The organism is Acinetobacter sp. ACNIH1 (assembly GCF_002934695.1).
Taxonomy (GTDB): Bacteria; Pseudomonadota; Gammaproteobacteria; order Pseudomonadales; family Moraxellaceae; genus Acinetobacter; species Acinetobacter variabilis.
Map to the genome: position 1 here is coordinate 1434542 of NZ_CP026420.1, position 20320 is coordinate 1454861.

Annotated in this window: 20 protein-coding genes, 3 pseudogenes and 1 other annotated feature; of the genes and pseudogenes, 11 read left to right on the forward strand and 12 right to left on the reverse strand. The window is 40.0% G+C overall.

Translation table 11 applies throughout. The features are described 5' to 3' along the window. The first annotated feature begins 386 nt into the window (after nucleotides 1-386). Nucleotides 387-668 carry a type II toxin-antitoxin system RelB/DinJ family antitoxin gene (locus C3F22_RS07060; RefSeq protein ID WP_004785917.1) on the forward strand — a complete coding sequence of 94 codons (282 nt, stop codon included), beginning with the start codon at nucleotides 387-389 and terminating at the stop codon, nucleotides 666-668. 34 nt (nucleotides 669-702) lie between these two features. Here the strand turns inward: C3F22_RS07060 and C3F22_RS07065 are convergent, their stop codons facing one another. The 7 genes and pseudogenes from C3F22_RS07065 to C3F22_RS07090 form a co-directional block, all read right to left on the reverse strand. Then, nucleotides 703-1071, reverse strand: coding sequence for a hypothetical protein (locus C3F22_RS07065; protein WP_004785920.1), 369 nt, complete (start codon nucleotides 1069-1071; stop codon nucleotides 703-705). Nucleotides 1072-1086: 15 nt separating this feature from the next. Further along, nucleotides 1087-1452: a hypothetical protein gene (locus tag C3F22_RS07070; RefSeq protein ID WP_004785922.1), complete on the reverse strand. Its 366-nt coding sequence runs from the start codon at nucleotides 1450-1452 to the stop codon at nucleotides 1087-1089. A gap of 131 nt (nucleotides 1453-1583) precedes the next feature. After that, nucleotides 1584-2186: pseudogene (locus C3F22_RS07075) on the reverse strand (nitroreductase family protein). Between the two features lie 415 nt (nucleotides 2187-2601). Beyond that, nucleotides 2602-3093 (reverse strand): hypothetical protein, encoded by a 492-nt coding sequence (locus C3F22_RS07080; RefSeq protein ID WP_004785927.1) that lies wholly within the window; start codon nucleotides 3091-3093, stop codon nucleotides 2602-2604. 343 nt (nucleotides 3094-3436) lie between these two features. Beyond that, nucleotides 3437-3601, reverse strand: a complete 165-nt coding sequence (locus tag C3F22_RS18260) for a hypothetical protein (RefSeq protein ID WP_004785929.1) — start codon at nucleotides 3599-3601, stop codon at nucleotides 3437-3439. A 235-nt stretch (nucleotides 3602-3836) separates the two neighbouring features. After that, a complete protein-coding gene (fumC, locus tag C3F22_RS07085) occupies nucleotides 3837-5231 on the reverse strand; it encodes a class II fumarate hydratase (protein ID WP_034171469.1) in 1395 nt (464 codons plus the stop codon). Nucleotides 5232-5370: 139 nt separating this feature from the next. After that, complete coding sequence (locus C3F22_RS07090; RefSeq protein WP_004785933.1) at nucleotides 5371-6381, reverse strand: NAD-dependent epimerase/dehydratase family protein; 1011 nt, start codon at nucleotides 6379-6381, stop codon at nucleotides 5371-5373. Between the two features lie 69 nt (nucleotides 6382-6450). Here C3F22_RS07090 and tusD point away from each other — a divergent pair, with 69 nt between their 5' ends. From tusD to C3F22_RS07110, 4 genes are read left to right on the forward strand one after another with little or no spacing between them, the layout of a single operon-like run. Continuing rightward, nucleotides 6451-6819: a sulfurtransferase complex subunit TusD gene (gene tusD, locus C3F22_RS07095; RefSeq protein ID WP_004785936.1), complete on the forward strand. Its 369-nt coding sequence runs from the start codon at nucleotides 6451-6453 to the stop codon at nucleotides 6817-6819. A 44-nt stretch (nucleotides 6820-6863) separates the two neighbouring features. Beyond that, a complete protein-coding gene (locus C3F22_RS07100) occupies nucleotides 6864-7214 on the forward strand; it encodes a hypothetical protein (protein ID WP_004785939.1) in 351 nt (116 codons plus the stop codon). 17 nt (nucleotides 7215-7231) lie between these two features. Continuing rightward, nucleotides 7232-7516: a DsrH/TusB family sulfur metabolism protein gene (locus C3F22_RS07105; protein ID WP_004785940.1), complete on the forward strand. Its 285-nt coding sequence runs from the start codon at nucleotides 7232-7234 to the stop codon at nucleotides 7514-7516. Between the two features lie 14 nt (nucleotides 7517-7530). Further along, entirely contained in the window at nucleotides 7531-7842 is a 312-nt protein-coding gene (locus tag C3F22_RS07110) for a TusE/DsrC/DsvC family sulfur relay protein (RefSeq protein WP_004785942.1), read from the forward strand. A gap of 109 nt (nucleotides 7843-7951) precedes the next feature. On the opposite strand, the gene C3F22_RS07115 is transcribed toward C3F22_RS07110, so the two are convergent. The 3 genes and pseudogenes from C3F22_RS07115 to ybaK form a co-directional block, all read right to left on the reverse strand. Continuing rightward, on the reverse strand, nucleotides 7952-8434 hold the full coding sequence (locus C3F22_RS07115) for a hypothetical protein (protein WP_004785943.1): 483 nt from the start codon (nucleotides 8432-8434) through the stop codon (nucleotides 7952-7954). Between the two features lie 64 nt (nucleotides 8435-8498). Next, nucleotides 8499-9648: pseudogene (locus tag C3F22_RS07120) on the reverse strand (YncE family protein); the annotation flags it as partial. A gap of 311 nt (nucleotides 9649-9959) precedes the next feature. After that, nucleotides 9960-10427 (reverse strand): Cys-tRNA(Pro) deacylase, encoded by a 468-nt coding sequence (ybaK, locus tag C3F22_RS07130; protein WP_004785947.1) that lies wholly within the window; start codon nucleotides 10425-10427, stop codon nucleotides 9960-9962. 1033 nt (nucleotides 10428-11460) lie between these two features. Here ybaK and aroQ point away from each other — a divergent pair. From aroQ to accC, 3 genes are read left to right on the forward strand one after another with little or no spacing between them, the layout of a single operon-like run. Beyond that, a complete protein-coding gene (aroQ, locus tag C3F22_RS07135; protein ID WP_004785950.1) occupies nucleotides 11461-11916 on the forward strand; it encodes a type II 3-dehydroquinate dehydratase in 456 nt (151 codons plus the stop codon). A gap of 16 nt (nucleotides 11917-11932) precedes the next feature. Continuing rightward, the gene (gene accB, locus C3F22_RS07140; RefSeq protein ID WP_004785952.1) at nucleotides 11933-12349 is read left to right on the forward strand and encodes an acetyl-CoA carboxylase biotin carboxyl carrier protein; all 417 of its coding nucleotides are present in this window, start codon (nucleotides 11933-11935) and stop codon (nucleotides 12347-12349) included. Between the two features lie 18 nt (nucleotides 12350-12367). Next, nucleotides 12368-13738, forward strand: coding sequence for an acetyl-CoA carboxylase biotin carboxylase subunit (gene accC / locus C3F22_RS07145; RefSeq protein ID WP_004785955.1), 1371 nt, complete (start codon nucleotides 12368-12370; stop codon nucleotides 13736-13738). 56 nt (nucleotides 13739-13794) lie between these two features. Here accC and C3F22_RS07150 read toward each other — a convergent pair whose 3' ends face one another. Beyond that, complete coding sequence (locus C3F22_RS07150; RefSeq protein ID WP_034171190.1) at nucleotides 13795-14241, reverse strand: hypothetical protein; 447 nt, start codon at nucleotides 14239-14241, stop codon at nucleotides 13795-13797. A 327-nt stretch (nucleotides 14242-14568) separates the two neighbouring features. Between C3F22_RS07150 and C3F22_RS07155 the strand changes: the two genes are divergently transcribed. Both C3F22_RS07155 and C3F22_RS07160 read left to right on the forward strand, forming a co-directional pair. Continuing rightward, entirely contained in the window at nucleotides 14569-15990 is a 1422-nt protein-coding gene (locus tag C3F22_RS07155) for a GGDEF domain-containing protein (RefSeq protein WP_004785959.1), read from the forward strand. Nucleotides 15991-16039: 49 nt separating this feature from the next. Further along, on the forward strand, nucleotides 16040-17530 hold the full coding sequence (locus tag C3F22_RS07160) for an amidase (protein ID WP_004785962.1): 1491 nt from the start codon (nucleotides 16040-16042) through the stop codon (nucleotides 17528-17530). A gap of 15 nt (nucleotides 17531-17545) precedes the next feature. On the opposite strand, the gene C3F22_RS07165 is transcribed toward C3F22_RS07160, so the two are convergent. Beyond that, a complete protein-coding gene (locus C3F22_RS07165) occupies nucleotides 17546-18712 on the reverse strand; it encodes an MFS transporter (RefSeq protein WP_004785963.1) in 1167 nt (388 codons plus the stop codon). Between the two features lie 407 nt (nucleotides 18713-19119). Between C3F22_RS07165 and C3F22_RS07170 the strand changes: the two are divergent. Next, a pseudogene (locus C3F22_RS07170) lies at nucleotides 19120-20177 on the forward strand (IS3 family transposase). Further along, nucleotides 19395-19495: a sequence feature (AL1L pseudoknot), on the forward strand. Its footprint overlaps the pseudogene before it by 101 nt. Nucleotides 20178-20320 lie beyond the last annotated feature (143 nt).

A 20320-nucleotide genomic window follows, 5' to 3' on the forward strand; every position in this document is an offset into this window, starting at 1 on the left:
CTATTTTAGTGTGGAATGATTTTACCGCCCTTCGTTTGAGTAAAAAGAAACACATAAATATTTAATATTTCTTAATAAATTTCAAAAGTAGCTGATATATACCCGGTAAAATTTGTATATAAATAGATTTTTATAAAGTTTATTTAATGAATAATTTAAAATGCAATGAAATCCATATGCTACGTATCAGAGTATTTATGCATTTTATAAGCAAGCTGAAAGTCGAAAAAAGGGGCTAATTTTTTGGCCCTACCCTTTTTTATCCGTCTATACCTTTATCAAGATCAACATTCCTATAAGATATGAAGATTTAATTTCATTAGCTTCTATATGCTTCATATCTGATAGTTTAAAGTAGTGTATAAAATGTATTCTAAGGCTATCTTATGAACAATTTAGTTAAAAAAAGCGTTGAATTCTTGGTGGATCAAGACGTTTTTGAGTCAGCAGAATGTGTGATCACAGAAGCCGGATTAACTCCAGCAGAATTAATTACGATAGTTTATGGTGAAATTGTTCGAACAGGTCAAATACCTATTATTCCTCAAGTAGGAACTAAGGATTTCAATATAGCTCGATTAACAGCAGCGAGTTATTCTATTCCAACTGTCAAAGTTTCCATTCCAGAACAGAAGGATGCATTTTTAAATGATGATGGTGGCTATTAAAACTCAATACAATGCTCTTGCTTTTATGGATTAATTACACTTCCCTACTTTTACAAAATATTGCGGTGGTCATACCTGAATTATTCATACTCTGTGCTTGTCGATCCAAAAAGTTTTTAGCAATCATCGCCATTGTAGGCGCCATATTGAGCTCTTGATTTTCTTCAGAAACTTTTTGAATCTCTTCATAAACCGTTAAACGCTGACAGAATGCCTGACGTTGACTTTGGGCATCTGCTTTCTGATCTGGCTCATCTAAAATATGTTTGGTTTCATTGACTATTTTTGTTTGCGCAGCAATAAACTGATCATAATCCGCTTGTGAAAGCTTTTCGGCAAAAGCCATATTGTTCAATTGCATGCAAATAAAGAAAGTACATATTAAAGATGAGGATTTGATCATTTCGAAGGTCTTCTTTTAGTTTTCTTCTTTCCAGACATCTTCATAATCATCTGCATCAATCATGAAGCGGTAGCCCTGCTCTAAAGCCAGGTAAGGTAAAACTTCAGGGGCGATATCCTGTAACTCACGCACAGTCATGGTTTCAAAAGCATCTTCATTTGAAGCCAGTTCACCACCATAAATATACCAGCTAATATTTTCGTCTGTTTCAGGCTTTCTACGGATTCCGACAATTGGATCCTGCTTCAATGTATGTACAGCCACTGCAACGACATCATCACCACTTACTTCTACATAGGCAGAACCGACCTCTTCACACAGCAATTTCTGCTCTACAATCAGTTCCTGTAATGGTGATAACTTCTGCGTGTTTTTCGACATTTGGTTTGACTCATTAAATTCTTTAAATACCGCTTTAGTTTAGCCTAGTTTTAAAAAATCTAATGCGTATTTTTATAAACAACCTGGAGATCTGTCCTTAAAAAGGATTAAAGACAGATCAAAAATTAAGCTTATTGGAAAACTTTGAAGCGTTGATCATCTTCCAGATAATCTTTAGCACGCGCTTCGCCTTCAACTGAACCAAATACCAGTTGAGCACGAAGTTTCCAGTTTTCTGCAATATCCCATTCTGCATGAACCTGCTCATCTACTATTGGATTATAGTGTTGTAAAGATGCACCCAGGCCTTCAGTATGCAATGCTGTCTAGGTAGAGAACTGAGCAATAGCAGTTGAATGTTCTGCCCAGATGGGGAAATTCTCGGCATAAGATGGAAATTGCTCTTGCAAGCCTTTTACTACATTTTGATCTTCAAAGAATAAAACTGTACCCGTACCTGCAGCAAAGGTTGCCATTTTTGCAGTCGTTTTTGCAGCACTTTCTTCATCTTTGGCATAGCTTTTTAATTTATCAGCGACAAAGCCCCAGAATTTTTCATGTTCGCCATTGAATAAAATAACGGCGCGAGATGATTGCGAGTTAAAAGATGACGGACTTTGCTTGATCGCATTTTGAATCAAATCAGTTAAATATTCAGGAGACTGTTCTACATTTTTACCAATGGCATAAATAGTACGGCGTTTTGTAATTAAATCTAAAAACTGATTCGACATTCGGTTAAATCCTTAGATATATCTTCGGGAAAACTGGAACCTTCACTTATTTTTATGAAGGAATTCTAATGAATAAGAACTCTATGATTCATTTACTCACAAGTACTGATAGCTTAAAAAAATATGACTGGAATAGCTATATTATTAAAGTAATATCTTTATATATTCTTTTGATAAAGAATAGTTTTTTAATTTATTGTTTATCAAATGATAAAATAAATGCCCTTTTCTGAGTCAATTTCTGTTTTAAAATAAATCACTATGTTCAATGATGTAGCAGAAATTTGTTTTGATGATAAATATAGAAATTTGCTTAGGCTATTTATTATAAGGGAAATGTCAATCCTAAGAAATCGCCATATAAAATCATCCTCCAATTTGGAGGATGAAATTGAATGAATCAGCTTAAATTTACTTAGAATTTGGCATTAAGCACTTGAGCAGAGACTTTATTTTTCCAAAGATCACGTAAGATTGGTAAATAGAATTTTTCACCTAGTTCTACCAGTTCAGCATCAATCAAGCCATGCACATCATGCATAAATAGGTAATCCAGATCCACACTAGAAAGCTTAAGATGTTTCTTCTGATATTCTCTGCGTTTTTGCTGTGCCTCTTTCACCAACTGATCTGCAAATGTCTTATCTTTATACTGGGTGATCGCATTTAAACGCAATTCAATAATGCCCCACCCTGTTAATAACATCTGAAACGTTTCAAAGTCCTGAGTGGTTGATTCCCACGTCATTTCATCAAGATTTTCATTTTCCGGGAGAACAGGTAAAAGAAGTTCCATTACGCTTGGAAAAATCTTTTTAAAATTCAGAATAAATTTAACAGGATGCTCACCTGGATAATCCTTGAATTGAACCTTTTTTTGAACATCTGTTAAATAAATATCAAGCATTAAATTTTCCTTAAACAACCTGCCATTTTATGGATGTTTATTCATAAGTCATAGAAACTCATGCTGAATAAACGACAAAACAGCAGTAAAAACGAACTGCATTTTAGCAGCTATATACGCTTATTCAATGTTAATTCGGTATGAGAAGTCATGAGGATAGGCTTTAGCACTAAAAAAACTTCAATAGTTATCTCTAAACATCCTTCTAATACGATTTCACCCGTAATTTTAAATTCTTTCTTTTATTTACTCATGAATCTATAAACTTAACAACTCCTGATGAGGAGAATAAAAAAGCCCACTCACAGAGCAGGCTTAATAAACAATTATAATTTGAGTTAATCTATCTCACCAGTTTTTCCGGTTCCCATACATTCGATACACTGGCTTCCACAACGTTATAGCCGGTACCGCTACAGCTGCTACACTTCTTTTTCGTATAATCTGGATATAGATCCTTATCTGGATAGGGCTCTTCCAGATCAAAATCATCATCAAAGTCAGTCATCACCCTTACCTCATTTTTCTAGTTATCAGGGAATTTCTATTAGTAATCCTTCATTGCATATCTGTCAAAACCTGAACGATAGATGGTTCATAGCATTTAATAAACAAGCTCAATTGAATGAGAATTTTCCAGCAAAAACATGTGCTTGTTATTTATTAAAATTTGTATTAATTATCCTTAGATATTATAAAGCCCACATTTAGAGGGCCTTATTATTTAACCATAATTAGAAGACTTATTTTACGTTTGGAGCCACCATATTCTCAGGACGCACCACTTGATCAAACTGTTCTGCAGTCACCAATCCGAGTTCGACTGCGACCTGTTTTAAGGTTTTACCTTCTTTATAGGCGGTCTTGGCCACTTTAGCTGCATTCTCATAACCAATGACTGGATTTAATGCAGTGACCAGCATTAATGAATCATGCAGGAAGTGTTCAATCTTGTCACGATTAGGTTCGATTCCGACTGCACAGTTATCGTTAAAGCTGTTACATGCATCGCCCAGCAGTTGAATAGACTGCAACAGGTTATAGGCAATCACTGGCATAAAGACATTCAGCTCAAAATTCCCTGATGCACCGGCCACATTAATCGTCGTGTCATTTCCTAGAACTTGGGCAACTACCATGGTCATGGCTTCACTTTGAGTTGGGTTCACCTTACCCGGCATAATACTTGAACCCGGTTCATTTTCAGGAATACGTAATTCACCAAAACCACAACGTGGTCCACTTGCCAACCAGCGAATATCATTGGCAATTTTATTCAGGCTAACCGCTAAAGTCTTTAAAGCACCTGAAGCAAAAACTGCTGCATCACGACCGGCTAAAGCTTCGAACTTATTAGGAGCGGTGACAAAAGGAAAACCCGTTAATTCAGCTAGAGTATCGGCGGCTTTAACGGCGTAATCTGGATGGGCATTGAGGCCTGTACCGACGGCGGTTCCACCCAGTGGCAATTCATATAATCCTTGCAAAGCTTGATACAGACGAATCAAGGCATGATCCAGTTGAGAGACATATCCACTGAATTCCTGACCTAAAGTTAAAGGTGTGGCATCTTGAAGATGGGTACGACCAATTTTTACAATCTCGGCAAATTCCTGAGATTTGGCATGCAAGGTATCACGTAAACGTGTCACTGCCGGAATTAACAGTTCATTGATCTGTAAGCTAGCTGCCACATGAATCGCGGTCGGAAAAGAATCATTGGTCGATTGAGCGCGGTTGACATGATCATTTGGATGCACAGGCTTTTGTGCACCTAAAGGATTGCCCAGTTTCTGGTTAGCAATATTGGCAATCACTTCATTACAGTTCATGTTACTTTGCGTGCCCGAACCGGTTTGCCATACAACTAAGGGGAACTGGCTATCCCATTGACCGCTAATCACTTCATCCGCAGCACCGATGATATAGGTCGATAACTCATGAGGAATCTGGTTTAACTCGGCATTGGTGATTGCAGCTGCTTTCTTGACCAAGCCCATGGCACGAATCATGGCGCGCGGCAGATGCTCATTGCCAATCTTGAAGTTCTGTAGACTACGCTGAGTTTGTGCGCCCCAAAGTGCTTCACTCGGTACAGCGACTTCTCCCATCGTGTCATGTTCAATACGTGTTTGCATGCTCAACCTCAATTGTTATTCCATGTTTTACTCATTTAGACAGCAGCTTCAATACTGTACTTCATTCATTCATCTTAATGAGTTTGATTAATTTTGCAAATGATAATTATTATCAATAATTAGCTTATAGGATTCTAAATCACTGCCCTCTTAACGTATTCTGATAGAACAGCCATTCATCCTCTAACATTTTCCTCAAGGTATAACGTGGTTGCCAATGTAATAACTGTTGGGCCTTATCCGTATTAGCACCCAGCTGATCCATTTCAGCATGCGGATATGGCAAGGCCTCTACTGTAGGAACAGCGGATTGAGTGACTTCTGCAACCTGATCCAGCAAAGTCTGCATTGAGATTAGCTCTCCAGCGATATTAAAGGCTTCGCAAGTCCATTGTTGCTGCTGCGATAGCCAATGTAGTGATTTGAATACCGCATCACAAACATCCATCACATGCAAAAAGCTGCGTTCTACCGTATAGTCTTCGGTCTTGGCCTGACGGCGCAATTCCAAATATTCACGCTGCTTCGCACCCACCTGCATAGCCAGAGGCACAATATTCTTTGGTAAAGGCGGCACCCATTCACCTAAAATGCCATTTTCAAAAGCGCCCGCGACATTGGAAAGACGTAACATCGCAATACGCCATTCATTGTCCGTCTTGGCAGTATCCCGGATGATTTCTTCCACCATCTGCTGGGATTTAATATAAGGGTTTGGATAAGTGTAATTAAAAGCCTGATCTTCTTTTAAATCCGTTCCGGAATGGCCATATACAGCCAATGAAGATAAATGCACCAGATTGCGTACTCCGGTACGTTGCATGGCACGCATCAGGCTCATGATACAGCTGACATTATCATTATAATATTCAAGTGGTTTTAAAACTGATTCTTCTAATGATTTAAAGCTTGCAGTATGAATGACAGCCTGCACGGAATTCTGTTCAAAAACTTTATTTAATGCTGGAGTGTTACGGATATCAATTTTGACAAAAGGCACATAGCGATCGGAAATAAATTCAAGGCGTTCTAGGGTCTGCAGACTGGCATTGGCCAGATTATCAACCACAATGACCTCTAGTCCTTGTGCCATCAGACTTAAAGCAATATGTGAGCCTAAAAAGCCTAAACCACCCGTCACTAAAATCATTGTATACTACCTACTTTCTTTGTAGCCAAGATCATCATCCCGCGTTGATCAAGCCTGTAGTGAATTTCGATGAGCACCTTAATTCTTGTTACCTCCGCACCGACTTCTATTTATGCCTGGCATGCGCTTGGACTCGCCCAAGCTTTACAACATAAACAGGAAGCTTTCCGTGTATTTTTCTATCAAGATGGCGTGTCGGTCGCAAATGCATTGCAATGGGTGCCCGACGACCAGCGTCATCTCACACGTTCCTGGCAGGATCTGAATATCCGCTTACCCGTTTGTGTCAGTGCAGCCTTAGCACGTGGGATTACAGATCAGGAAAATGCTCAACGTCACAATATTCAGCAACATAATCTTGCTGATGGTTTTGAATTGGTCGGTCTAGGCGAGCTTGCTGATGCTGTTCAGTCCTCACAACGTCTAATTCAATTCTAGATGCTTCATTTTTCAGGATGTGTTGCTTTTAAAAGGAATCTTGTGTGAAATCTGTACTTGTTATATTAACCCAAGCCAACTTAAACAGCTTGCAGGTGCATGAAAGCCTGTCTGCTACGATGGTACTGGCGACCTTCGGCACTGAGGTGAAAGTGCTATTACAAGGTGCTGCTTTGAGTCTTTTACATTCTGAACTCCAGTTTGACCAGCTTAAACATGCCTTTAAACTGGCTTCAAATCTGGTGGATAGTTTCGAATTTTATGACTTGACACCTATTCTGGTTGAACAGAAAAATCAGGACTCTCCTTTTGTAAAGCAAAGCGAACAGGAGATTGAGTTGATTGAATTCAATTCAGAATTCGTTCAAAAATTTGATCACGTATTGTATTGGTAAGGACAAAGGATAAATAAATGTCAGATCAAACCCTTTACCTGATCCAGTCAGATTATGCAGCGACAGCGTCGGTCCTTGATCAGTTAGCACAGCTCCATGCTTCAGATGATCAGGTGGTCCTGATGGGAGAATCTGTGCTGTATCTGGACCATGCCTTCGTACAGCAACTACCGCAAGTTTACATCCTAAGAAATGATGCAGAAATTCTGATCTCACCTTTATCGGAAAATGTTGCTTTACTCGACTATTCCGAATTTGCAGATCTATGTCTGAAATTTAGTCGCTGCATCTCAATGAAATAATCCATGAGTCAAATATGAATCTAGAACTGGACCAAGATGGTCATTTAGTCGATTACACCATTTGGAATGAAGACGTTGCCCAAGTACTGGCAGATACACTAGAACTTCAACTTACTCCTTGGCATTTTGAAGTGCTACAGGCTGTTCGTCAGTTTTATCATCAGTTTGGGCATTCTCCTGCAACCCGTCCGTTGATTAAGTTTTTGATGAAGACAGTTAGCCCGGAAATTAACAATGCCTTATTACAGGAAAAGTTTAATACGGGTCTGGTGGCACGTCATTTAAGCCGACTGGCTGGCATCCCGAAACCCGCGAACTGCTTATAAGTTTTAATCTAAAACATGAATGAAGAAAAAGCCCGTAAAAACGGGCTTTTTCTTATTAAGCTTATCTATGATCTGTATTCACAACTAAATAAAGCTTTAAACAGGAAAATTAAAAACTTTTCTGATCCAATGCATTTAAGGCTTGATCCAGCTGTGGAGAGATTTCAGGCAGAACTTTCTGTAAAAATTCTATTTGAGCTCTCGCTTCTTCTGGAGCAACGACCTGGGCATTCACCAGATGCTGCTGTTGTACCAGCAAACGATCTAGCTGACGTTCGTCTGGCTTTTCACCTTGACTTAAGCCATTCATCATTTGGGTAAAATCCAGATAAAGCTGGTTTCTCTGTTGTAATAAAACTTGCTGTTCAGAATCCATTTCCGGGTGCCCAGCCGTTCTTGCCGGTACAGCTGCTTTAGGATTTAAACTAGAAATAATCAGTGACTTTGCTGGAAAAGTCATCTGATCATCAGGTTTCAGTATATTGAATTCTGCCTTATAGATATCCTTATGAACCTGATAAGCAATCCCAACCAGAATACCGGTTAATAACAATCCCGCCAGCAGATATAAAGTAAGTGTTTTGTTCCTCATATATGCCACCTACAATGCTTAGAGCAACGTCCATAACACATTGCTCTTTTTAAGCCGTTATTTGCTACGGCGTAGACCAGTCTGCTGGGGCATAACCGATCCGGACACGCTGTGGATGATTTCCTACAGGCACACTGGTCACTTTATTTCCTGTCGCGAAATCAATTACGGTCACCACATCCGTTTCACTTTCTGAAATGATACAGCTACGGCCATCCGGACTTCTGGTAGCCCAGTATGGTTTACCTGCAGGAATTAATTTCCGGCAGTCAGACTCTGACGATCCACAATAGTGGCATAATTATCCATCATGCCCGCAACACAGAGTTTTTCACCGTCTGCGCTGATGGATAAACCATGATGCCGGGAATCATTCACCCATTTGGTACGATCTTTGGGAATGCTATCGCTACCTGGCAACTGACCAATACGGGTCACTTTATTCTAGTTTAAGTCATACTCAATCAAACCATTAAAAAATGATACCTGAGCATAGAGTTTGCTTTCATCTTTGCTAAAGACCATCGGCCGTACTGAATTAGATAAATCCTTTCGACCAAACGCATCCAATGCCGGTCTAAAGTCAATTTTCTTAAGCACCTGATGGGTATTGCCATCTGCAATAGTGATATAGCGTTTACCTTTGGTGAAATCCTGCCACTGAGCATCCAGTGAGGTTTCTACATTACCAATGGCCGAGTTCAGAATTTTTCTGCCATTATCAAAGTATATATTTTCATGCGGTTTATCACCTGTCGCAAATCGACCATGTTCCTTACCAGTATGAATATCCAGTACATGCACCACATTTCCGGATGATGCAGAAACCGCGACACGCTGGCCATCTGGTGAAACTGCCATGTGATCCGCACTGAAGCCTTCAACTGGAGTACGCCAGTTCATCTTGTCGGTCTTGATGTTAATCGAGACCACATCGGCAAAACTTGGACGGGATGCGACCACTGACTGTCCATCTGGCGTGGAATACATATCGTCGACCAGCTGATCATTACTTTCACCCGCAGTAGTTTGAATATAGGTATAGGCAATCAATTTGATTGGATTGAGGTAAATCTCTTCAGACGCTCCTTTCGATCAGGAATCATGTTAATCACACCAACCTTGCCAAAGTCACCTGAAGATCCAATCACTGTAACTGTTCCATCCCAGTTATTCCCCACAAAGAAAACTTGCTGGGAATTGGGTGGCTGAGGCTAGGTAGACGAGTCTGCCTGTGCAGTTGAAAAGACTGAGAGCATGGCCATCGCGGACAAGCTCATACAGAACCGTGATAATCGTTTTTTCTGGATTTCCATGCGGTATGCTCCATATTTTCTATTTTATTATTTTTATTTTTGTTCAATCCACAGTCAGGTCGTGGATCTCAATCATCCACTATACAATGAAGAAAAAACCATGCTGAATTTTCCGACAGAATAAAAATATGGGAACCCAGAAAAGTTGAAGCGTCCATTGGTATGAACGCTTCTCAGTAAGATAGTTTTATTGAAGAATACTGAAAATTTTAGATATCTAATACATCCACAAATTTTGCATCTAGAACCTTAGCCAGATCCGCAGGTCTTAAACCAATATCCAGCCCGCGTTTACCCCCACTGACATAAATTTTATTCAGCTGTTCCGCTGATGCATCAATGACAGTTTTCAGGCGTTTTTTCTGCCCGACCGGACTAATCCCACCGACGAGATAACCCGTTAGACGTTCTGCCTGTTTAGGGTCAGCCATTTGTAGCTTTTTACAACCAAAGGCTGATGCTGCTTTTTTTAGGTTTAACTGATGGTTGACTGGAAGAACTGCTACAAAATACTGCTTCTCATCCGTGACCAATAATGTTTTAAATACTTCTTCTACTGCTAGCCCTAACTTTTCTGCTGCTTCCAAACCAAAGCTTTTAGCATTGGCATCATGTTCGTATTCGTGAATGCTATATTCAATTTTTTGAGATTTTAATAATTTGCATGCAGGTGTCATAACAGCTTCGATAGTATTTTGACGGGATCTTCATTATAGCTTATCAATTCTGCTTGGGTTTTATTCTGTGATTCTGCATAGCCAATACAATTAATATATGTTCAAAATACAATCAGATACTATTAGCTTTTAATCCAGAATATCTATTCATATTGCACTTTCACTGAACTTAGCTATCCAATTTATCCTTCTAATTCCGCATACCATCTCAGTCTTAAGCTTAAAAATTCATCATTTAAAAACCTAGGCAACATTCAGATGAATAACAACGCCTATACATGAAGTGCCATTTTGCCAATGTTATTGAGCGTATATAAAGAATGACAAATCAAGGTAAGACTTAAAAAATTGAGCACATTCGTCAATATTAGATGAGACTAGTAAAAGATTAATGAAGAATCATAAGATTTTAATTTTACGTTTGTGATCAGTATCATTTAGCCAATGCTCAGTAGCAATGAGCCTATCTTTTTTTGCAGAAAGATAATGTGTTACTTGCTTTACTAGCGAAATAAAATCTATTTAATACTAAACTTCAGTTCATACCATTTATCAAATAACTTTTTGATTTTTATTCCAAGTTTGATATTTTAATTTGCAGAATAATGAATAGAATAAAATTTTGATTCATCCAAAAATATAATGAAAACCCGGTCTTTTACCGATCACCATAATTTTTGATATGAGCAGAGACTTCGACTGATATTTTTTATTTTTGACAAGACATTGCCGAATAAACACACAATTTAAAAGAATTATGAATAAACATTGAGGTCTAACTTACACAGCATAAATGTAACAATTCAGCCAATTCATCTAAAATATAAAAATGATGTAAAAGACGAAGATTTGGTAGTTTTGAACATTGCTAAATACTTGCAAAGTTTTCATTATATGGCCACTGCGTGGTACATGCTTTTCTATGTCAATTCAAAGAAATTATAAAAATAATGTAGGAATTCATGCCATAATAGGCGAAGTTTGTAGACATCTTGCAAACCTATCCTGAAACTTTTTAACTGGAGTACCATAGATGACTTCGACCATTTTGGTTATTCATGGACCGAATTTAAATTTGCTTGGAAAGCGCGAACCCGAAGTTTATGGTTATTTAACTCTAGAAGATATTAATCAGCAGCTCACTGCTCAGGCTGAAAAAGCTACTTTACAACTTGACACTTTCCAGAGCAACTGGGAAGGCGCAATTGTTGACCGAATTCATCAAGCCCAACAAGACGGCGTGCAATATATCATTATTAATCCTGCTGCCCTGACGCATACCTCAGTTGCAGTTCGTGATGCACTTCTTGGCGTGGCAATCCCGTTTATTGAAGTCCACCTGTCTAACGTCCATGCACGTGAGGCATTCCGACATCATTCATATCTATCCGATAAAGCTATTGGCGTGATCTGTGGTCTAGGTGCAAAAGGCTATGCTGCCGCACTCGACTATGTCATTGAAAAAATACAATCTTCTAAACAATCTTAATTAGGAATACTGTCTCATGGATATCCGTAAAATCAAGAAGCTCATCGATTTGATGATTGAATCTGACTTACAGGCGATTGAAGTTAAGGAAGGTGATCAGTCGATCGCTCTGACTCGTCGTAATCCAGTAGTTGCAGCAGCTGTTCCTGCAATGCCTGCACCTGCAGCTGACGTCCCTGCAGCTAAATCTCCTCGTGGTGCAGTTGAAAAATCTCCAATGGTTGGCGTGTTCTATGCAGCTCCAAGCCCAGGTGAAGCACCTTTTGTAAAAATTGGCCAAACTGTTTCTGCTGGCGAAACACTGGGTATCATTGAAGCAATGAAAATCATGAACCCGATTGAAGCAACTCAAAGCGGCGTGATTGAAGAAATTCTGGTGAAAAATGGTGAAGTGATTCAGTTTGGTCAGCCACTTTTCCGTTACCGCGCCTAATCACTTCGGGGATTCATAATGTTGCAAAAAGTTTTAATTGCAAACCGAGGTGAGATTGCCCTGCGCATCGCCCGAGCTTGCAAAACTTTAGGAATTAAAACCGTCGGTGTCTATTCAGATGCTGACAAAGACCTGATGCACTTACGCTTTTGTGATGAAGCCGTGTGTATCGGTCCTGGCGCGAGCAGCGACAGTTACCTGAATATTCCAGCCTTGATTACAGCCGCTGAAATCACCAGTGCAGATGCCATCCACCCTGGTTATGGCTTTTTATCTGAAAATGCTGAATTTGCTGAAATCGTAGAAAGTTCTGGTTTTATCTTCATTGGTCCACGTCCAGAACATATTCGCCTGATGGGGAATAAGGTTTCTGCGATTATTGCCATGAAAAAAGCGGGGGTACCAACTGTACCTGGTTGCGATCATGCCGTGACAATTCACAATGCGCTTGCTGAAGCCAAAGAAATTGGTTTCCCGCTCATCGTGAAAGCAGCTTCCGGCGGCGGTGGTCGTGGTATGCGTATCGTAGAACGTGTAGATACCCTGCTTGAATCAGTACAAGCCGCGCAGCGTGATGCTGAAATGTGGTTTGGCGATGATACGGTTTATATGGAACGTTTCCTGCAAAAACCGCGTCACGTCGAAGTACAGGTTCTAGGCGACGGTAATGGTCATGCGATTCATTTATATGACCGTGACTGTTCTTTACAGCGTCGTCACCAGAAAGTACTTGAAGAAGCGCCAGCGCCTAACCTGCCAGAACAGGCTCGAGCTGACATTCTTGAAGCCTGTGTCAATGCTTGTAAATTGATGCAATATCGTGGCGCCGGTACATTCGAGTTCTTGTTTGAAGAAGGTGAATTCTTCTTTATTGAAATGAACACCCGTGTTCAGGTGGAACACCCTGTGACTGAAATGGTCACCGGTATCGACATCATTGAACAGCAGTTACGTATTGCAGCTGGCTTAGGTCTGGATATCCAGCAAGAAGATGTACGTGTTCAAGGTCATGCGATCGAATGTCGTATCAACGCAGAAGATCCATCGAACTTTATGCCATCTCCGGGCAAAATCGAGACCTTCTATGCGCCAGGTGGCGCAGGTATCCGTTTAGACTCTCATATCTATCCAGGCTATAGCATCCCGCCGTATTATGATTCTATGATTGCCAAACTGATTGCCCATGGTAAAGATCGTGAAACTGCAATTGCGCGCATGAAACAGGCCTTGGATGAAATGATTCTGACAGGCGTGAAAACCAATATTCCATTACACAAAGATCTGATTCTTCAGGATGAAAATTTCTGTGAACATGCAATGGATATTCACTATCTGGAAAAACATTTGTTAAAGCAGCTTGAAGGTGCTGAAGACAAAGAAAAAGCTTGATTTGAGACATGATCTAATAAAAAACCGCTGAAGTCAGCGGTTTTTCTAGCCTTCAATCAAGGCAAAATGCGTCGAAGCACAGCAAAACATTGTTCTGCTTTTTCATTGGCACAGAAATTAATGGTATTGGAATTCTGCCACTTCACAAAATACTGCGAAATCTCACCTGACTGATCTACCTGATTGCCGGAACAGTCTTTTTCATTATTATCGTATTTAACCTGCATAATCAACGCTGGTATCTGTGCAGCCGGATCTTGTGAAGGCTGATAGTCATACAGCCCTGTGGTCCATTCTGAACCACTTTTAATGACTACATTGTTATTACCTTTAAAATTATAGTATTCAACACATTTTTTATTATCTGGAATTTCCATTCCCCATAGTCCAACAATTTCAGGACGGGTATTAATGGTAAAAGTATTCGGAACTTCGATAGGTTTCGCAATACTATTTGCAGTTTGATTATTATTTTCTGTTGCCATTAGCCAAGATGAGCTCATGAGCAAGACAAGGCTAAGACAGGTTTTTTTCATATTCACAGGCTTCGTTTCAATCCTAATAATTAATTTTAACTTATCATATTTTTCGGGATCATATTCTGCTCTGCATCAGTTTAAATACCGAAATAAAACAAATTTTTATCATTATAGTTTAAAAACATGGATTTCCTTTTTTAATTTTTTTTTGTATATATTTCGTATACAAACGTATATTGATAACGTAAGTAAAAACAGATTATTCCAAGAATAAAGTTGTACTTTTGGGTAAAAAGCATTTCCCAAACAAAGTGATATTTCACAAATAAGAATTAGATACAGGACTTAGATTTGCGAATACCTCGAATCACAGACCGGAACTTGAATCCTGAAACATATGCCTACTTGGTCATTCTTTTCATTATTTTAGTGACTTGTTTGATTAGCATTATGACCAGGACACAGGATTACTTAGCCATACTCTGGCCTGCCAATGCTGCCTTACTGGCCATATTCCCCCATTTAAACAATATGGGCGGGTGGCTAGGTGCTTTCTGTGCGTTCATGCTTGCTGATCTGGCGACAGGTAATAATCTTTTACAGAGTCTGTTTCTAACGCTTGCCAACTTGATTAGTACGATTGTATCGCTGTTTTTTATCCGATATTTCCAGATCAATTATAAGTACTACAATACTGGCTTCACTTTCGTGCATATGTTCAGCATCTGTGCATTCGCAGGATGCCTGGCCAGTGCAGTGTTTGCCGTTGCGACCTTACCCAATCTTCCCCATTCCTTTATGACCAAGGAAAATTTATGGATAGATTTTGGGCTGTGGTGGACAGGCGAAATGGTAAATTACATTATTGTCCTGCCGCTTTTTCTGGCCTTTCCTAGAACCAAAGATCTCAAATATTTATTTAAAAACCGCAGAAAGAAGCAGAACTCATTGAGTTATTTACTGCCAGCAGGCACGGTAATCCTGTGTATTATCCTGAGCAATATTTTTGTCGGTCCAGGTGCCCTGCTTTATCCTTTAGCAGCTTTAATCTGGGCAGCACTGACCTATCGCATCTTTACGATTGCAATTATTAATGCCTTTGTAATCATTTTGATGTATTACAGCCTGACCCAGTTCTATACCACTACACATGATACGCTGGCAGACTCGACCATTTATATCTCATTAAGGATCGGACTGTTTATGCTGGCATTGTCGCCGCTGATCCTGTGTATTATCAGTCAGAACCGTAACGACCTATTTAAATGCGTATTGTATTTGGCCCATCATGACTGTCTGACGCGGACCATGAACCGGCATTTTTTCTTCCAGAAAGGTGAATATTTACTACAACATTCCAAGAGTGTGCAGTTCTCCCTGATTATGCTGGATATTGATCATTTCAAACGTTTAAACGATCATTTTGGCCATCATGTGGGCGATAAAGTACTGCAACACTTTGCTGAAATCATCCGTTCTAATTTACGTTCTCAAGATCTGTTTGCGCGTATTGGTGGTGAGGAATTTGTCATTTTGCTTTGGGATACTAAACCTTCTAAAGCCCAATTTATTGCTGAGCGTATTCGTGAACTGGTAGCTAAAACGCCAATGTATCAACCTGATGGCTCACCTTTATCGATTACCGTGAGTCTCGGGATTACGCATCAACATGCGCCACTTTCTCAAGATTTACAGCAACTGGTCAATACCGCAGATCAGGCCTTATATCAGGCCAAACACTTGGGACGTAATCAGGTGGTGCTTGCATCCTGAACTGAAACCCTCTACAACCTTATAACAATATCAACGCTAGGGAATGCAGATGAAATTTGAAGAATACTTACAATACGATGGATTAGGACTGGCTGAACTGGTTAAAAATAAACAGATACATTCAAGTGAACTTTTATCAGTCGCTTTAGAACGTAGTGCGAATATTAATCCTGAAATCAATGCCATTATTATTCCCATGCATGAGCATGCCTTGCAGCGTACCCGGCAAGATCTGTCAGGTCCCTTTGCCGGTGTTCCATTTCTAGTCAAAGACCTGTTTCAGGAATATGCAGGTTATCCGACGTCTTATGGATGTCAGGGTTTAAAGCGCATTGGGTATATAGCTGATACCAATGCCGAGATTGTTAACCGTTGGGAACAGGCAGGTATCGTGACCTTTGGCCGTACCAACACTCCTGAATTCGGAATTAAAGGCATTACCGAGCCAGATGCCTGGGGTAGCTGTAAAAATCCGTGGAATTTAAGACATAACAGCGGTGGCTCATCAGGCGGTTCTGCTTCTGCTGTGGCAGCCGGCATTGTGCCAATTGCTGGTGCAGGTGATGGTGGTGGCTCAATTCGTATTCCGGCTTCCTACTGTGGTCTGTTTGGTTTAAAACCAAGCCGTGGACGTACACCGTGGGGGCCGCAAATGAGTGAAGCAATGCATGGTGCTGCCATTCAACATGTACTCACTAAAACTGTTCGGGATAGTGCAGCAATGCTGGATGCCACCCATGGTGAAGATCGCAGTTCACTGTTTACGATTCAACGTCCGCATACACATTATCTGGAAGTGATTCAGCAACCACCAAAAAAATTAAAAATCGCATTTAATACGCGTTCCAGCATCGATACGCCTGTTTCTCAAGATGCTATTAAAGCGGTAGAACAAACTGCCCGTTTACTGGAATCTTTAGGTCATGAAGTCGTTGAGGATCAACCGCAGATTGATGGCATGCAACTGGCTAAAGATTTTATTACGACGTGGTTTAGCCAGTTTTCTTATATGCTGAACGAAATCCAGAAAGGCTATCCATCCAGATCAGGCGATTTTGAACTGGATTCTCTGGCTCTGGCTGCTTTTGGTGCCAAAACAACGGCGATTGAATATATCCAGAATCTGACTAATTGGGGACAATATGTAACCCAGATGAATCATTTCTTTGATGATTATGATCTCTACCTGACGCCAGCCACGGCCACTGTTGCACCCAAAAATGGCGAAGTCAAGACACCAAACTGGCAGAAGCCGATTCTTAAAGCTTTATTAAAAATGAATAAGGCACATCTATTGGCACAAGGTAAGCTGGTCGATCAGATTGTAAAAGAAAACCTGCAATGGGTGCCATTCACCCAATTAGCCAATATTACCGGCCTTCCGGCAATGTCAGTACCACTTTACTGGAATGAAGATAACCTGCCTTTGGGCTCACAGTTTATTGCACCATTTGCCCGTGAAGATTTGCTGTTACAACTAGCCGCTCAATTAGAACAGGCTCAGCCCTGGTTTGATCAATATTCCAAAATCCGCATTTAATCATTCAATCGTATCTTAAACCTGCTTTTGCAGTTCGACTTTGCTGGGTAAGCCAAATACCAGCAATAGGCCCAGCAAGGTCGACAGCGCAGCAGCAATAAAGATTGATGTTCCACCGACCTGATCCCAATAACGACCGGCTAGAATGCTGCCACTCGCCACGCCTAAGCCCCACATGGTGCTATACAGTGCCTGCCCACGGCCTTGTTGTCCGGCCGAAAAGTTCTGAAAAATAACCCGCATAGCAATCATATGAAATAAGCCAAAACTTAAAGCATGAATGGTCTGGGCAAAAAACTGTGCCAGAAATGACGATGGAAATATGCCGACTGTTAGCCATCTTAAACCAGTCATTAACAGGCATAGCATCACCAGATGACGCCATGACCAGCGTGTCAGAAAAAATGTGGCATAGGCAAACATAATGATTTCAGCAATAACCCCAACCGACCAAAGCAATCCGATCTGACTGGTACTGAATCCATTCTGGCTGAGATAGTTACTATAAAAACTATAAAACGGCGCATGTGAAAACAGCATGATCAGTTCAATCAGAAAAAAACTGTATACCACCGGACGCTTGAAAATCGGCCATAAAGCTTCGAGTTTTTTCTGTGCTGTCGGTGCTGCTGTTGGTTCTTTGATAGTGAACGACCAGAGAAAAGCCAGAAATGAGATACAGAGTAATAAGACTGGTAGCATACTAATGCTAATAATCTCAAAAATGGCCCCTAAACCAAATACGCCAATAATAAATCCAATAGAACCCCACTTACGCACTTTGCCATAGAGCTCTGCCCTTTTTTCACCTAACCAGAATAAAGTCACGCCTTCAAACTGAGCCAAAATTGCATTTTGAAAGAAACTGAAAATCAGCATGAGCAAAGCGACTGACTGGAAGCTATTTGGAATGATAAAAATCATGAACCAGATACAAGCTTCCATCCAGGTAGCTATACGTACCAGTAACATGCGTTTCCCGGATTTGTCTGCAATCCACCCCCAAATAAATGGCGCAAAAAATCGGGTGACAATCGCAATCGAAGATAAAATCCCAATTTCCTGATAATTAAAGCCTTGATCTTCCAGATATAGACTCCAGAAAGGCATGAATGCGCCCACAATCGCATAATAGAAAAAGTAGAAAAAACTGAGTCTGTAATGAATAGCTAGAGATTGCATCAGACTAGATACTCTTTCATTTCTGATAACTTAAAATAAATATAAGTTGCGCTGAGTTGCATTGAATGGGTCTCGGTTGGATCTCGATAATCTATAAGATAATCATCTATAGATTCTTCAAAGTTCTTTAACTAATTTGAGAAAAGTTAGATTTTAACTTAATACATTAGCTAAATTCTTAATTTATTCTGCTAGTTCACATATGAGCTTATCAATCGTAATCATTTGATGGATCTAAGAATTAAAATGACTGAGGTTATGACATTTAGACAGCTCAACACTGCGAAATTCTAAGTTTTGTTTTGCTTGGGCTTGTCTGTCATGGATATCACCAATAAGAAATGAACCGTACCGGGTTTGTCGGAGAGTCAATATTCTGAGTTAGAAGCACTGCTTCGCAAAGTTCGATGACAAAATTAAAATACACCCCTGAAATCAGAGAAAGAACGGTTCAATTATTGATTGAATCTGAAAAAGATTATCCATCGAATTGGTCTGCAATCACAGCAATTGCGCCTAAGATTGGTTGTACTCCTGAAACACTTCGTGCCTGGCATCAAAAGCATTTAGATCAGCAAAATCCTATTAAAGTACAACAGATATCTGATCAAGAAAAAATGAAGCAAATGGAACGTGAAATTAAAGAATCAAAGCGTGCCAATGAAATTCTACGTAAAGCAGCCGCTTTTTTCGCCCAGGCGGAGCTCGACCGCCCACACAAATAATGGTGGATTTCATCCATAACAATAAAGATCGATATGGTGTGCGTAAGGTCTAGCAACAATTGAAACGTGAAGGTTATGTTATCGCACGTTGTACAGTTGCTCGATTGATGCAGAAGCTAGGTATACAAGGTGTTTGGCATGGTAAGAATAAACAAACCGCCCGTAGCCGAGATGACCAAAAACGAGCAGATGATTTAGTGAAACGTAATTTTAATGCTGATCGACTTGACTAACTGTGGGTAAGTGACTTTACGTATATTCAAACTCATTCAGGCTGGGTCTAGACCGCCTTTATTATTGATGTGTTCTCACGAGCAATTGTTGGATGGAAAGTATCTACACGGATGAATACAGATATGGTGCTCGATGCATTAGAGCAAGCATTGCACGATCGAGGTATGCCAAAGAATGTGATTCATCATTCCGATAGAGGTGTTCAATATCTTTCTATTCGCTATACCAATCGTTTAGAAGCTGCAAATTTACGAGCATCAGTCGGTACAACTGGTGATTCATACGATAATGTTCTGGCTGAAACGGTGAATGGCTTATACAAAACAGAGGTGATTGAATATTTAAAAGCAGATTGGCAAGGTTTAGCAGATGTATAACTTGCGACACTAAACTGGGTAGATTGGTTCAATAAAAAGCGTGTACACAGTGCACTGGGTTATGTATCGCCTTTTGAGTTTGAAGCAATGTACTATGATAAGATTAACCCGTTAGGTCAGGTGGCCTAACTTAAATAAAAAAGTCTCCGACAAACCCGGTACGGTTCAGATCATCTTATCAATCTAATCCACATGACTGGTTGCCTGTATAAGTCTTCCTTATTCCACTTATTGATCTGAATACTCTTTCATAAGATTACTTTTCCAAATTA